Source organism: Anoxynatronum buryatiense, from assembly GCF_900182905.1.
GTDB classification, from domain to species: domain Bacteria; phylum Bacillota; class Clostridia; order Peptostreptococcales; family Tindalliaceae; genus Anoxynatronum; species Anoxynatronum buryatiense.
The window spans coordinates 159044-174022 of record NZ_FXUF01000008.1; the positions used below are offsets into that span (position 1 = coordinate 159044).

10 protein-coding genes are annotated in these 14979 nt (G+C 48.5%); 7 read left to right on the forward strand and 3 right to left on the reverse strand.

Going from position 1 to position 14979, the window contains the following annotated elements; translation table 11 throughout:
- Positions 1-113: 113 nt before the first annotated feature.
- On the forward strand, positions 114-491 hold the full coding sequence (locus QOL74_RS11515; protein WP_283409628.1) for a gamma-glutamylcyclotransferase family protein: 378 nt from the start codon (positions 114-116) through the stop codon (positions 489-491).
- 132 nt (positions 492-623) lie between these two features.
- On the opposite strand, the gene QOL74_RS11520 is transcribed toward QOL74_RS11515, so the two are convergent.
- Positions 624-2933, reverse strand: coding sequence for a putative bifunctional diguanylate cyclase/phosphodiesterase (locus QOL74_RS11520; protein WP_283409629.1), 2310 nt, complete (start codon positions 2931-2933; stop codon positions 624-626).
- 185 nt (positions 2934-3118) lie between these two features.
- Positions 3119-4339, reverse strand: coding sequence for a glycoside hydrolase family 10-like protein (locus tag QOL74_RS11525; RefSeq protein ID WP_283409630.1), 1221 nt, complete (start codon positions 4337-4339; stop codon positions 3119-3121).
- A gap of 213 nt (positions 4340-4552) precedes the next feature.
- Here QOL74_RS11525 and QOL74_RS11530 point away from each other — a divergent pair, with 213 nt between their 5' ends.
- The 6 genes from QOL74_RS11530 (at position 4553) to QOL74_RS11555 (ending at position 13837) form a co-directional block, all read left to right on the forward strand.
- A complete protein-coding gene (locus tag QOL74_RS11530) occupies positions 4553-5470 on the forward strand; it encodes an aldo/keto reductase (RefSeq protein WP_283409660.1) in 918 nt (305 codons plus the stop codon).
- A gap of 91 nt (positions 5471-5561) precedes the next feature.
- Entirely contained in the window at positions 5562-7775 is a 2214-nt protein-coding gene (locus QOL74_RS11535; protein ID WP_283409631.1) for a DNA topoisomerase III, read from the forward strand.
- A gap of 81 nt (positions 7776-7856) precedes the next feature.
- A complete protein-coding gene (locus QOL74_RS11540; RefSeq protein WP_283409632.1) occupies positions 7857-8366 on the forward strand; it encodes a methylated-DNA--[protein]-cysteine S-methyltransferase in 510 nt (169 codons plus the stop codon).
- Between the two features lie 489 nt (positions 8367-8855).
- Positions 8856-9563: a B3/B4 domain-containing protein gene (locus QOL74_RS11545; RefSeq protein ID WP_283409633.1), complete on the forward strand. Its 708-nt coding sequence runs from the start codon at positions 8856-8858 to the stop codon at positions 9561-9563.
- A 503-nt stretch (positions 9564-10066) separates the two neighbouring features.
- Positions 10067-11593, forward strand: a complete 1527-nt coding sequence (locus tag QOL74_RS11550; RefSeq protein ID WP_283409634.1) for a response regulator — start codon at positions 10067-10069, stop codon at positions 11591-11593.
- Positions 11594-11803: 210 nt separating this feature from the next.
- Positions 11804-13837 (forward strand): methyl-accepting chemotaxis protein, encoded by a 2034-nt coding sequence (locus tag QOL74_RS11555; RefSeq protein WP_283409635.1) that lies wholly within the window; start codon positions 11804-11806, stop codon positions 13835-13837.
- 117 nt (positions 13838-13954) lie between these two features.
- On the opposite strand, the gene QOL74_RS11560 is transcribed toward QOL74_RS11555, so the two are convergent.
- Positions 13955-14776 carry a M55 family metallopeptidase gene (locus QOL74_RS11560; RefSeq protein ID WP_283409636.1) on the reverse strand — a complete coding sequence of 274 codons (822 nt, stop codon included), beginning with the start codon at positions 14774-14776 and terminating at the stop codon, positions 13955-13957.
- Positions 14777-14979: the final 203 nt, after the last annotated feature.

Below are 14979 nucleotides of genomic sequence, written 5' to 3' on the forward strand. Positions count from 1 at the left end.
GCAAAAAATGATAAGACAAGACGAACAGATTGAAATAATCCTATGAGCATGTTTTACTGAAATGAGCAAGGATGAAAGAGGGCGAATAAGATATAGTTAAAGGAGAGATTCTTGTGGATCAATCATCAATGGAAGTGCTGGTATTTGTTTATGGAACCCTCATGCAGGGACGAAGCAATCACCATTACCTCAGCAACTCACAGCGTTTGGGAGAAGGCATTGTGCAGGATTATCAGCTCTACCATTTGGGAGAGTATCCGGGAATGGTGCCGTCTGTCGGCTGTCAGGTAAAGGGCGAGGTATATCGAATTAACGAAACAACGCTGGCTCAACTGGATGAGTTGGAAGATGAAGGGGGCGAATACAGGCGTGTCAAGATGCCTGTCACGATGGCGGCGGTTACACTGGAAGAGGTGTACAGTTACGTGTACCAGTTGCCGGTGGATGAAGAATGGGCAGTTCCCCTTCGGCAGCAACCCTGGTCATCATAGCTGGAAAGGCTAAGAGACATGCTGAGGGCATGTCTCTTTTGCATGAGGCCAGAAACCGTATGTGAAACAATCTGCCGACCTGATAAACCGGCAGGATTATGAATCACATCAAGCGGTTTGGTTTAAAAGATGCTATGACAGGTACTGCTGCTTGAAGGTTTCGAAGGGTACCGGACGACCCCACAGGTATCCCTGCATTTCATCGCAACCCATTTCTTTAAGAACATCCAACTGATCCTGATACTCAACACCTTCTGCAATGGTGCGCAAGTTCATTCCTTTGGCCATCATGATGATAGCTTTAATGATCAGCTGAGAGTTTCTGTCATCAGCAACATGATCCACCAGCTCTTTGGCGATTTTCAGGCGATCAACTCCGAAGCGCCTGATATAACTCAGGGAAGAGTAGCCTGTACCGAAGTCATCAATGGAAATGGTAAACCCGGACTGTTTCAACTGATCAAAGGTGCCCTCAATGGTTGCATGCAAGCTCATGGCTGAATTCTCCGTGATTTCCAGATCGATCCAATGAGGCGGTACACAGTGCCTCATCTCTTTTTGCTTCAGAGAAGCCAAAAGATCAGCTGTTTCAATAACTTTCGGCGACAGATTAATTCCCATTTGAATAGAAAGAGAAGAGGCTTTTCGTGCGTGGGCGATGGTGGCGTAAGCCTGGTCAATGACCCATTCGGTGATGGGAAGAATGATCCCGGTTTCCTCGGCCACAGGGATGAACTCGCCAGGTGAAATCATTCCCTGATGGGGATGAAACCAGCGAAGCAATGCTTCCATCCCCACTAATGCATGGTCAGAGATGCGAAACTGAGGCTGAAAATAAAGCTGGAACTCCCTGGAAAAATCAGCATTTCCCAGCATTATTTCCAGGGAGTGCTTACGTTCGATTTTTTCCCTTAAGGTACTATTGAATCGAACTGAAGCACTGTTCTGATGAGAATCCTTGGCTTCATACATGGCCATATCTGCATACTTCATTAGTAAATCCCGGGTAGTTGCATCATCAGGATAAAGAGAAACACCAATGCTGACACCCAAGTGGAAGATATAGGGAGGAAGTTCGACGGGAAAATTGATGGCTTCAATCACTTGCTGTGACAGAAGGTCAATTCCTTCCTTTGAAAGACCCGGAGCAGTGAGGATGGCAAACTCGTCTCCGCCGATGCGAAAAAAACTATTGGATGGAGAGCAGGCAGCAGCAATGCGTTGGCTGATCTCCACCAGCACATGGTCTCCCAGCTCATGGCCATGGGTATCATTAATGGATTTAAAGCGATTCAAATCCAGATAAAGAACGCCAAAGGAAGTAGCTCCCATCTGGTTTAAGCGAGCGTCAAGACGGTCGATAAAATATCTGCGATTGAAAAGACCTGTCAGGGAGTCTTTTTTCGCCAGTGAACTCAGGGTCTCATTAGCCACAATGAGATCTTGGCTGCGGGCAACCACTTGTTGTTCCAACTGTTCGTTGAGATACAGTTCTTTCTTTAACAGATATTCATTTCGTATGCTGGTTTGTACATAGCTTGTCAGCAGTTGATGGAGGATAATGATGAAGGTGGCAGCGAGAAAAGCTTCAATACTGAATGTTTTTGTCAGAAGCAGAAGCAACAGCAAAAATGGCAGCAGTCTGGCGGATTTTTTGCGTCCATAATTTTGTGGCAGGACTAATAAGTCATCAGCTCCAGTTGGCGCAAAGGTGGTTCTGGCGTGGATGGAGGCTTTGGAAAAAAGAATGAGGGGAAGTAAGTACAAAACATCCACCAGGGTATTCGCCTGGTATAAGTCTGCCAATGTCAGGTAGGCATAATAAAAATCATTGCCTGATGAGATGGCAATTCCCAGAAAAAGATAGTAGAAGGATGGATGAATGCGGCCATCACGGTTGGAAATATAGATGAGCAGCATGCTGGTCAGTGAAAAGAAGCCAGCAAATAAATAAACCATGGTCAGAATATAGTCATCGATTTCATTGAAACGCAGATTAGTTCTGAGAAAGATCACAGCCCACATGAAGATCAGTATTAGGGAGACGACGGTGAGAAGGTCCAGCAGCAACTGATAGCCATTCCATTTTTGAAGATGTTCCCTGAAGTACCTGATGGAAAAAGACATGAGAAAGAGGCTGGGAAGAGTGTATAACACTTCCAGCCAATAGACTCTTGAGGGGTCAATCCCCAGAAGGTGCTCCATCACCAGCCAGCAACAATCGGCAAATGTCCAGACAGCAGTGAAGGCAAGCAGATAAACCCATGGAAAGCGGGGCAGTCCATGGGCTTTAACGGAACGAAAAAGAACCAGTGTTGCCGCGAAGCCCACCAGGGGTGAAGCGAGATTGCTCCATATGTCACTGGCTGCCAGAGTGCTGATGATAAATAGAAAGAATAGCGTTATTAGAAGAGCTGTTTCAGAAAATCTTCGTATTTCCATGGTGCTTATCCTCCTTGATTAGGTAATTATACTCAATCAAGAAATGGAAAGCAATGACCAATTAAACAAATGATAAAGCAACAGGATGACACCGTGCGGAGTCACATGACGATAAAACCCCTTCCTGGAGAAGATGCCGGGAGGGGGTTGAAAGTGAGATGTGTCATGGTTGATTACTCAACGGGTTACTTATCATGGAAATGGTGTTTCAGCAGGGTCACTAAATCGGGGTTACGTTTCAAAGCGCTGTAGTTATAGAAAATGCTGCCTTTCACCAGCGGATACCAGGTATTCATCTGAAGCTGGCGGTCCATTTCGCCAATACCGTGCCAGGGGCTGGCGGGGTCAGAGTTGCCAACGCGGTAGGCTGCCTGACCAATGTAAAGGTCAACGGCAGAACCAGCCATCGCCTGGTTCCACCAGGCCAGCAGGGTATGGTAATCGGCAATATCGAAGCCAATGTGCCAGTAGATCTGAGGAGCAATGTAATCAATGGTGCCTTCCTGAATCCAGGCAAGGGGATCTGCGTAATGGGAAAAATAGGTTTGGTTGCCCCGGGTTTCACTTCCCAGGGGATGAGAGCTTTTATTGGCCCAGATTCCGAAGGGGCTGATGCCAAAACGCACTTCGGGGTCAGTGGTTTGAATGGCCTGGTGAAGATCCCGGATCAACGTGTTCACATTTTCCCGGCGCCAGTCTTCCACCGACGCATAACCGGCACCATAGCTGGCATAAGTGCCGGCATCATCGAAGGTGGTGCCGGGGTAAAAATAGTCGTCAAAATGAATGCCGTCGATATCGTACATTTCCACCAGCTCAAGGGCGCTGTCGATGATCAGCTGGCGGGCCTGGGGCATGCCCGGGTCGAAATACAGGTTGCCATCGGTATGATGTACCACCAGGTGAGGATAGAGACGGGCGGGATGCCAGGGCACCAGCGCCGCAATGTCATGAGCCGGTTCATCCTTGGTTTTGCGGGTAATGCGGTAAGGGTTCAACCAGGCATGAAGCTCCATGCCCCGGCGGTGTGACTCTTCCACCCAAAATTGAAGAGGATCAAAACCATCCTGGGGTGCCAGGCCCTGACTCCCTGTGAGATACCGGGACCAGGGGAAATAACGGGATTGGTAAAAGGCATCGGCAGTGGGACGCACCTGCAGAAAAATGGCATTGAGGCCGGCTGCCTCAGCAGTTTCCAAAATTGTGATGGCCTCTGCCTTCAGAACGGCAGGGTCTGTGGTGGGCTTGGAAGGGTAGTCGATGTTCAGCACTGAGGCCACCCAAAGGCCCCGCATGGGCGGGCGTTCAGTGACGGTTTTTTCAGGAGCAACGGCACCTGCAGTCAGTACGGTGGTCAATACAAAAAGAATCACAAGAAAGCATAGGGGGCCGGTTCTTTTCAACATGTTGTGAAACTCCTCTCGGGTGATGGTTGACAAGGTCATCCGTGTGATCCGCTGTTTATGAGGAACATCCGAATAAAGGGGCGGTCGCGGGTGACGCAGTTAAGGTTAATATACTGAAAAGCAGGGGAGAAGTCAACTGATTCCATGCCCTTAAGGTGTAAATCTGTTATAATGGAAAGCATAAAAAGAAGCGAAAGGTGGAAGGGAACAATGATGACACAGATGAAACTGGCCCGGGGCAGCCTGAACGCCCCAGCACTGGTACTGGGCTGTTTGCGGATGAACACACTCTCCACCAGAGAAGCGACGGCACTGGTGCAGACGGCTGTTGAAAAGGGCGTTACTCACTTTGACCATGCTGATGTTTATGGCGACGGTCGTTCTGAGGAAGTATTCGGGAAAGTAATGGAGAAACATCCTGGATTACGGGATCAGATTCTGATTCAAAGCAAATGTGGCATTCGGAAAGGGTATTACGACTTTTCGAAGGAGTATCTGCTGTCCTCGGTGGAGGAAAGCCTTCAGCGTCTGAAAACAGACTACCTGGATATTCTGCTGCTTCATCGGCCCGACACTCTCATGGAGCCGGCGGAAGTGGCAGAAGCTTTCAGTCAGCTTCACGAAAGTGGAAAAGTGCGTTATTTTGGCGTCAGCAACCATCATCCGCTGCAGATTGAGGTGCTGAACCAGCATCTGGAACAACCTCTGATATTGAATCAGCTGCAGCTGAGCCTGGCCAACACCAGCCTGCTGGATGCCGGTTTGCATGTGAACATGAACCAGACGGCAGCCTTGAACCGGGACGGCTATGTGCTGGATTACTGCCGGACGAAAGGAATGACACTGCAGGCCTGGTCACCCCTCACCATCAACCCGGAGGCCGGCAGCTTCATCGGCCACGGAGATTACGTAGAGCTGAACCGATTGCTGGAGCGAATGGCAGAGAGCAAAAACACCCAACCTTCCGCCATTGCCCTGGCCTGGATCATGCGCCACCCTGCAGGTATTCAGCCTGTTGTGGGCACCACGCGGCCGGAACGGCTGGAAGCCCTCAGTGAAGCCGCTCATATTCATCTGAACCGCCAGGAGTGGTATGCGTTGTATCTGGCTGCAGGCAATCGCCTCCCCTGATCAAAGCCTTTTGGTTTCATTAAAGATTGTCGACTGTCTCTGTCCCGGTATGCGCCGGGATTTTTACTGATGAAAGGAATGAAGTGAAACGATGAAAAAATCACTGGTACTGGCAGAGAAACCCTCTGTCGCCCGGGATATTGCCCGAGTGCTTCAATGCCGGCAAAAAGGAAACGGATTTTTGGAAGGCGACAAGTGGATTGTTACCTGGGCACTGGGCCACCTGGTCACATTGGCAGATCCTGAAACCTATGATCAAAAGTACAAAAGCTGGAAGCTGGAAGACCTGCCCATGCTGCCCAAAGAACTGAAGCTGGAAGTCATCGGCCAAAGCCGCAGGCAATACCAGGCTGTCACCAGCCAGATGAACCGCAAAGACGTGGCCGATATTGTTATTGCCACCGATGCAGGCCGTGAGGGTGAGCTGGTGGCCCGGTGGATTCTGGAAAAAGCCGGGGTGCGCAAACCCCTGAAGCGGCTTTGGATTTCCTCTGTTACTGATAAGGCCATTCAGGAAGGCTTTCGCAGCCTGAAAGAGGGCAAGCAGTATGAAAACCTCTACGCCGCTGCTGTGGCCAGGTCTGAGGCAGACTGGCTGGTGGGCATCAATGCCACCCGGGCCCTCACCTGCCGTTATAATGCCCAGCTTTCCTGCGGCCGGGTGCAGACCCCCACACTGGCCATCCTCTCCTGGCGGGAACAGGAGATTCAGCAGTTCCAGCCCCAAACCTATTATGGCCTCATTGCCGACGCCAACGGTCTGTCACTCACCTGGCGGGATGCCAAAAGCAACGCCACCCGCTCCTTTGACCAACAGCGGATGACCCAGATGCAGCAACGTCTTTCAGGAGAAACAGCCATCCTGCGGAGTATTCGAAAAAATGCCAGGCAACAACCGGCTCCCGGTCTTTATGATCTGACCCTGCTGCAGCGGGAAGCCAACAGCCGTTTCGGATTTTCGGCCAAGGAAACCCTCTCGCTGACACAACGCCTCTATGAACATCACAAAGTGCTCACTTATCCCCGCACCGATTCCCGGCACCTGACCTCTGACATGACAGCCACTCTGAAAGACCGGGTGAATGCCTGCAGCGTGGGGCCCTATGCGCCCCTGGCAAGCCGATTGCTGCGCCAGGGAATCAAAGCAGGCAAGCAGGTGGTGGATGATGCCAGGGTCACTGATCATCATGCCATCATCCCCACAGAGGTGAGCCCTTTTCTGGCAGATCTCAGTGATGGGGAACGAAAAATTTACGATCTGGTGGTGCGGCGCTTTCTGGCAGCCTTTTATCCACCTTTCACTTACGACGAAACAGTGATGGAAGCCGTCATTGGCGATGAAACATTCGTCGCCCGGGGCAAAATCATCCGGGATCAGGGGTGGAAAGCCGTCTTCCAACAGGAAAAGGAACTGGACGATGCATCGCCGGAAAATGACAACGATGAAGACCTGAAGGACCAAGCCCTGCCGGCACTTGAAAAAGGCCAGCGGCTGCCTGTGAAAACCCTGCGTCTCACCACGGGAAAAACAAAACCACCAGCCCCCTTTACCGAAGGCACACTGCTGGCAGCCATGGAAAATCCGTCAAAATACATGGCATCTCAGCGAAAAGACCTGGCCCGCACCCTGGGTGAAACCGGCGGGCTGGGAACCGTGGCCACCCGGGCTGATATCATTGATAAACTGCTGAACAGCTTTCTCGTTGAAAAAAGAGGCAATGCCCTGTACATCACCTCAAAGGGAAAACAGCTGCTGAACCTGGTGCCGGAAGGTCTGAAATCTCCGGCGTTGACAGCAGAGTGGGAGCAGCGGCTGGGAGCCATCGCCGGAGGCAAACTGAAAAAGGAAACTTTTGTCAGTGACATGCGCACCTATGCCAAAGAAATTGTGAAAGAGATTAAGCAAAGTGAGGCCACCTTCAAGCATGACAACGTCACCCGGGAAAAATGCCCGGAATGCGGCAAATACCTGCTGGAGGTTGCAGGCAAGAAAGGAAAAATGCTGGTGTGCCAGGACAGGGAATGCGGCCACCGAAAGTCGGTGGCAGTGGTAACCAACGCCCGTTGCCCGGAGTGCCGGAAAAAACTGGAGCTGCGGGGCGAAGGAGAAGGCCGCATTTTTGTCTGTCGCTGCGGTTACAGAGAAAAACTCAGTGTTTTTGAAGCACGAAAGAAAAAAGAAGGCGGCAGCCGGGTTTCAAAAAAAGAAGTGGCCCAGTACCTGAAAATCCAGGAAAAAGCCAAGGATGAACCCATCAACACTGCGTTGGCGGATGCCCTGGCAAAACTGAAGCTGGATCAGTAGCCTGCCTGACTCCCTGTCGGTCAAATCTGCTGTCTGTTCTTTTGCCTGAATGCGTTGATGAATACAATATGAGGTGATCAGGTGTCGCTATATTACTACGAAACAGAAGCCGGAAATTTTGGCATTGCCGAAAAGAACGGCAGTATTACCCACCTGTTTTTTGAAGAGGATCCCCTGCCGCAGAACATGGAAATCCATGAAACAGCCCTTCTGAGAGAAGCAGCAAAACAGCTGCGCCAATATCTGGCAAAAGAGCGCACCCGCTTCACCCTGCCGATGAAGCCCGTGGGAACTGAGTTCTTCCAGAAAGCCTGGGCACATCTCTGCACCATTCCTTATGGAGAGACCCTCACCTACAAAGCCCTAGCCATCCGGCTGGGTTCACCCCGGGCCGCCCGGGCGGTGGGACTGGCCAATCGCCATAACCCGATTCCCATTTTAATTCCCTGCCACCGGGTGATCGGCAGCAATGGGTCACTCACTGGATACCGGGGCGGGCTTGCCCTGAAACAACGCTTGCTGGAACTTGAAAGAATAGCAGCGGACCACAAGAAAATAGCAGCGGACCACAAGAAAATAGCAGAAAAGTAAATCGACAGGCCGGATGGTCTCCATGTTGCGTGAAAGAGTTGGAGAAAAACCAGGCTTTTCATTAAATGGACTACGCATAACAACAAACACGAATGCATAAATATGAAGAAGGCCTCGTGTGGTTGGATCGCACAGAGGCCTTCTTTAAAAGGGAGAGATGAGAAAAAAGGATGAGCTTGATTCACCATATTGCCAGGTGAAAGGGGGATAAGTAAAGACCTGAACAAAATAGTGACCGCGGTCATTGAATTAATTATATACATAAACGCAAGATGCGTCAATCAATAATTGACAAAAAAATGACAAAATTAGCCTGAATAAATAGTACTGGCAGATCATTTTTATTCGACACATAAGTCAATGTTTGATATAGTGGTTTTAATAGGTCTTGAAACAGGCGGAATTAACCATGGTGACATTTCGCAGCAGTTCAAGCCATTTTACTGGGAGAAACAAACCAGCCTTGAATGAGTGAGGGGAGTGAAGAAGATGCGTTACCAGGTGATGCCTCCCGTTTTCCAGTTGGAACCACAACTGAAATTCGGCATTGTGATCGGCAAGAATCTTCAAAATGGTGAAACATCAGCGACAGATTTGGAAAGACTTCGAGAGGCGGAAGCAAGTGCACGGGTAAAACTGTCTGCAGGTGTACCGCGGGATTGGCCTACGGTGGCCTTCTATCGGGATGTGATGACCCGGGCCGGTATCAACCCTAACAAATATCCCGTATCGGTGGAAGCCATGCTGAAGCGGGTGGTGAAAGGCGGCAGCCTGCCGGTGATCAACGCCCTGGTGGATCTGTGCAACGCCGTCTCTCTGGAGCACCTGATCACCCTTGGAGCCCATGATCTGGCAGATATTCAGGAAGATCTGGCGGTTCGCTTTGCCACCGGCAACGAGCGGTTCCTCCCCTTTGGAGAAACAGAACAGGAATCGGTGGAGCCGGGAGAACTGATTTTCACCAGTGGTGACCAGGTGCAAACCAGAAAATGGATCTGGCGGCAGAGTGAACTGGGTAAAACCACACTTGCCAGCAAAGACATCATTTTTCAGCTGGTGGGCTTTGAAGATGAACCGGAATCATCTTTTCGGCAGGCGCTTGAATCCATTGAAAGACTGGTTGTCCAACGATTTCAAGGAACTGCTGAAGCCTATGTGGTAAGCAGCGATCATACGATGATTGAATTTGACCGATAATTGAGAGGATCTGTGATTTGGGGTTGCTGACAGACATACTCTTTCAAGCATTCCTTGCAAGTGATGTCTATAACTGAAGACAGAAATGCTGGATTCTATCACAGAAGCCAGCATTTTTTAATGGGAATTTTTAGTGGGAGATGCTTTTGTATCTGATGTCGCGAAATAATTAGTCGTGTGAACAACTCACTGAACAAGGTGGTGATTTCATAGAGGTTTAGAATTTTCGGAAACACCAAACATTCTAATTAAGCACCCTATTGTTATCGAACACTCTGATTTGCAACAGTTACAAGATGCTTAAGCGACGAAATAAGAAGGTTTTTTAGAGTAACACAGGGAGAAACTAAGAATTGGCTAAGATCATTATGGTAGCATATAAAAAATGACCATGGTTGATTTTAGAGGGATACATGAGAGTGTATAAACGATATCGAATGATTTTATCTGGCAGTAGCATCACTGAATAAACTTCAGTATTAAACTGAAAGAGCGGTGAATCAATGATAAATCTTTCGGAGCCTGAGATCATTTTGGTCGATGATGAGTCCTTAACCTTGCGTAACTATGAGCTGGTTCTCAAGTCTTTTTTTGGAGTAAAGGCATTTTCAGATCCGGTGGAAGCACTAAAATACATGGATCGGGAATCTGTGAAACGACTGAAAGTAATCATTAGTGATGCGTGGATGCCAGATATGACCGGAGCGGAACTATTGTTTCACATGTCGAAAAGAATCCCGGAAGCAATGCGAATGATCGTTACAGGTATGAGAAATTTCGAAGTGGCGAAAGAATCCATCAACAAGGGAAAGGTTCATTGTTTCCTTAATAAACCAGTTAAACCTGAAACACTGATTTTTAATACGATTTGTTGTTGTGAACAGTTACGGGTGCGCCGCGTTTTATACCATTCCATCGTAAGTATTCGCCTGGAAGAAACGGAGAAGCGGCAAATGCAATGGTTAAACCAGTTCTTTGTAGAACAGGCAGGTAAGGAAGCCGATGAAATGTCGGCACTGATACGGCCGATCTCTTATTATTATAAAGCGCTCAATCTCTATCGTAACAAAAAGTATACTGCCGCAATAGAAGTAATCGGTCAGATTGCAACTGCACATGACGATCGGGTGGCCAGAGGAACTGAAATTCGGAAGCTGCTGTTGGAGGCGGCTGTTTTATGGACATTCAGGAAGCCGGGAAACAGCCAGGGATCATGGCACTACAACAGGGACGAAGTCGTATTATTACTTAGGAAAGCAGCCGATGTCATGGCAGCACATTCATTAAACGGAATGATTGCCGTCCTGATGGAGGAGTTTTCTGATTTAATGCAGTTTGGGATAGACATGAACGTTTTTTCACAAAAACAGGCAGAGTGGATCCGGTTATGCCTGGGAAAAGATAAAAGGAAAGATTGGTCGGTGCAAACACTGGGAACATTGGTTATTTGGTATAAAGGGGAGACGGTGAAGATCAATGATTTATTGACCCGAAAAGAAATCGATGTGTTGACCTATCTATTGAGCCGTCCGGGACAGCGAATCCCTGCCGATATGATGATAGAGCATTTTTGGCCCCATAAGAGCTTTAAACAGGGCAAGAACAATCTGTACCTGACGCTTCATACTCTCCGAAAAACCCTCGAACCCGATTTGAACAAGCCGAAACATTCCCGTATCATCCAATATCACGATAATTGCTGTTTTCTGAATACTACCCATGCAGCCATTCAGGATCTCGAACTGACTGAACTGATGACCAGAGCACAGGACGAATGGAGCAAGGGATTGGAAAAAGCGTTTCTTGAAACATGCCAGTTGATTATCAGCAATTATCGACAACCATATCTATGTGAATATATCTATGAGCATTGGATTTCAGAACGACGGTATCAGATTCAGTCAAAGTTCCACGAACTGCTACTGAAGTACACGCAGCTACTGGAAAAACAGCAAAGAAAGCAAGAAGCGCAGCTGATGCTGAAGGTTTCTATCAGTAATCGTCTTGTGCTGGGAGACCTGTATGACTAACACGCAGCATACCAGACAGTGGCACGCGTCTCAAGCGACGCTTGAATGATTGAATCACTATGAAAGATGAAGCTTTGCAAATCATTACCATGGAAAGCAGTCGGTTTGAATGGGCTCCGGTAATTTTCCGGATAGATTCAGCAGACGATGCTGAAGTAATTGAACAGGGGGCATGATTTTAAGCATTGAATGTCAATGAGGCAGAGCGGGATGGTCAATAAAAAATCAAAACTGGAGGGTGATCAAATGGGATTGGCAAAAAAAATTGCTGTTATTGTGGGGGTTCTTGTGTTGATTATTTGCCTGGGGCTAAGTGGGATGGCGATCAAAATCGCATCAGACACACTGGAAGAGCAAATTGATAACACTTTGCTCGGGCAGACAATACAAGGTGCTGAATTGGTTGAAACGATTGTCGGCATGCGTCTTGAGGTTCTGGAAGAGGTGGCGCGCAGGGAAGCAGTTGAATCAATGGATTGGAACGTGCAGCGCACTTCACTGCTGGACGATGTGGCAGGCTTGGGATATGAAGACATCGCAATTGTGGACCGCGGCGGGCAGGCAACTTATGTGCTGTCGGGAAACAGTATCAATAACGGTGATGCCGATTACGTCAAAAGAGCATTTGCCGGGGAGAGTAATGTATCAGACGTGATCATCAGTCCGGTAACCGGGGAGGCTTCTTTTGTTCATGCGGTACCTATTAAAGTGAATGGCAGGGTTGAAGGCGTGCTTTATGCAAGAAGAGACGGCAATATGCTGACTTCACTCACCGATGAAATGGGCTTTGGTGAAAGTGGGTATGCCTTTATCCTTAACACCCAAGGCATTTTTGCGGCGCATCCGAATCAAGATTATGTAATGGATCAGATAGCTCCGGTACAGGCTGCGCAGACAGATGTTTACTGGGAAAATCTGGCCGGTTTATTCCAGCGAATCTTAAATGAACCGGAAGGATACAGCTATTATCGACATAACAACCAGGATTTTTTTGCTGCCTACGCGCCGATTCAGGGAACCAACTGGATTCTGGTCACCACCGCTGCAAAAGATGAAGTTCTGAGTGCGGTTGCATCCACGCGAAATACCCTCATAACGATGTCGGCGGCGTTCATGCTGCTTGGGTTGGTAACAGCTTTTATTGTCGGAAGAAGCATAGCGAAACCGATTATACGTCAGGCGTCTGTCATTGAACGGTTCTCAAAATATGATTTGACAACCGAAGGCATGACGGAAATTCGCCGGTACGCAAGCCGAAAAGATGAAATTGGTTTGATTACCAAGGCGCTGGCAATCATGCAGGAAAATCTGGCTTCACTGATCATGCAAATCAGCGGTAATGCGCAGACTGTGGCTTCCTCGGCAGAAGAGTTGACAGCGACCAGTCAACAGTCGGCCGCAGCCTCCAATGAGGTGGCAAAAACCATTGAAGATATCGCAACAGGAGCGACTGATCAGGCCAAGGATACGGAGCATGGCGTTCAAAGTGTTAATGAAATCGGAAAACAGATTGAAAAAAACCAACAATTAATGGAAACGTTGAATCGAACAGCTGAAGATGTCAAACAGATGAAAAACGAAGGATTACAAACACTGAAAGATGTTGTCGAAAAGACGGCACAGACCAGTGATTCGACGAAAGAAGTCAGTGAGATCATTATCAATACAAACGAAAGTGCAAGCCGAATACAAACGGCCAGTGGGATGATTAAGAGTATTGCAGAGCAGACAAACTTATTGGCTCTGAATGCAGCCATTGAATCAGCACGAGCGGGTGAAGCTGGCCGCGGATTTGCCGTGGTTGCTGAAGAAATCCGAAAGTTGGCAGAACAGTCCAATCAATTTACAAAGGAAATAGATACCATCATCAGTGATTTGACAGGTAAAACCGGTTATGCTGTGACAACCATGAGTCAAGTGGCTGAAATTGTGGCAGCACAAAGCAAAAGTGTTGGCGTAACAAATGAAAAATTTCAGGGCATTGACATATCCATTGAAAGAATGCGTGCGGCGATTGAATCATTGAATGAGTCGGGGGCGGTGATGGATTCCAAGAAAAATGAGTTGGTGGGGGTAATTGAAAATCTGTCGGCCATCTCGGAAGAAAATGCTGCCGGAACCGAAGAGGCCTCTGCCTCAGTAGAGGAGCAAACTGCAGCCATGGCCGAAATAGCTGGAGCCAGTGAAACATTGGCACAGCTGGCGGAAGAAATGCAGAAGGGGATTGCCCGGTTTAGCCTGTAAAGACGAATTGTAAAATGTGACATGGTAAAGTAAACAATCAAGAGCAGGGTTCTGTCACTTCGACGGAATCCCTGCTCTTGACTTATGGCATCAATCACCAAATGAGGAAGGCTAACCTTACAGCATTGAACCTGCCAGTGTTACCATGGCTCTGAACAGTTGATACAGCGTGACAACATCGGAGGCTTCACAGCTCACCGTCAGGGCGTTCACCCGATTGACACCGGGAATAGATGCCGCCTTATCAGCCATCACTGCCTGGGCCAGCTCCAACGTCAAAGAAAAAGGGCCTTCGTGTCTTTTTACCGGTGCAGTGGGAATACTTGCCAGTGCCTTCACCACGGCTTCGGCGTAAGCCGACTTTAACTGGTTTTGGGATACATGCCGGGCGCAATAGCGGGAAAGTGCTTTCTTAACTGCCACCGTTGCAACGGGGCCAACTTCACTCAATGCATCCTGGGTAACCTGATGATCACCGGCCACCAGCACCACCGGCACATCGAAATGACCGGCCACCAGAGCATTCAGACCGATTTCCCCCACAGTTTCCCCATTAATCATGAGCTTGCTCACCACCCGGCCGGCATAGGTATGATCAAAAATCCCCGTAGGCGTACCGGCTTTGGGATGGTACCCGATGAGCATGGCACAGTCAACACCGCTGTCCACGCCTTCCATCATACTCAAGTCTTTGGGATAGCCGCTGATGAGATTCACATCCGGATGAAGCAGTTCAATGAGAATGTTATCCATGGAGTCGTGGGAATCATTGACAATCACTTCGGTGACGCCATGTTTGAACAGTTCTTCGCACAACAGGTTGACCTCATCCGTCATCAACTGTCGGGCCCGGGCATAGTCCGGCTTGTCCCATCCCGTCTGTTTTCGGGAAACCACACCCCAAATTCCTTCCAGATCAGCAGAGATAAATACTTTCATGACAATCACTCCTTTGAAGTCGATGGTGTAAAAACTGGAATGGAAAGCTGCCTCTATTATAACCAAAACCTGAAAAATCCACCAATTTTTTGTGATTTGATAAATCAAATGCCATTGTATCAATAATAAGGCTGGTCGAATCTTGCCAAATGGGAAGCGGTGCATTCCAATAAGTCGAAATAGAAGAGGTTTGTATGAGATTT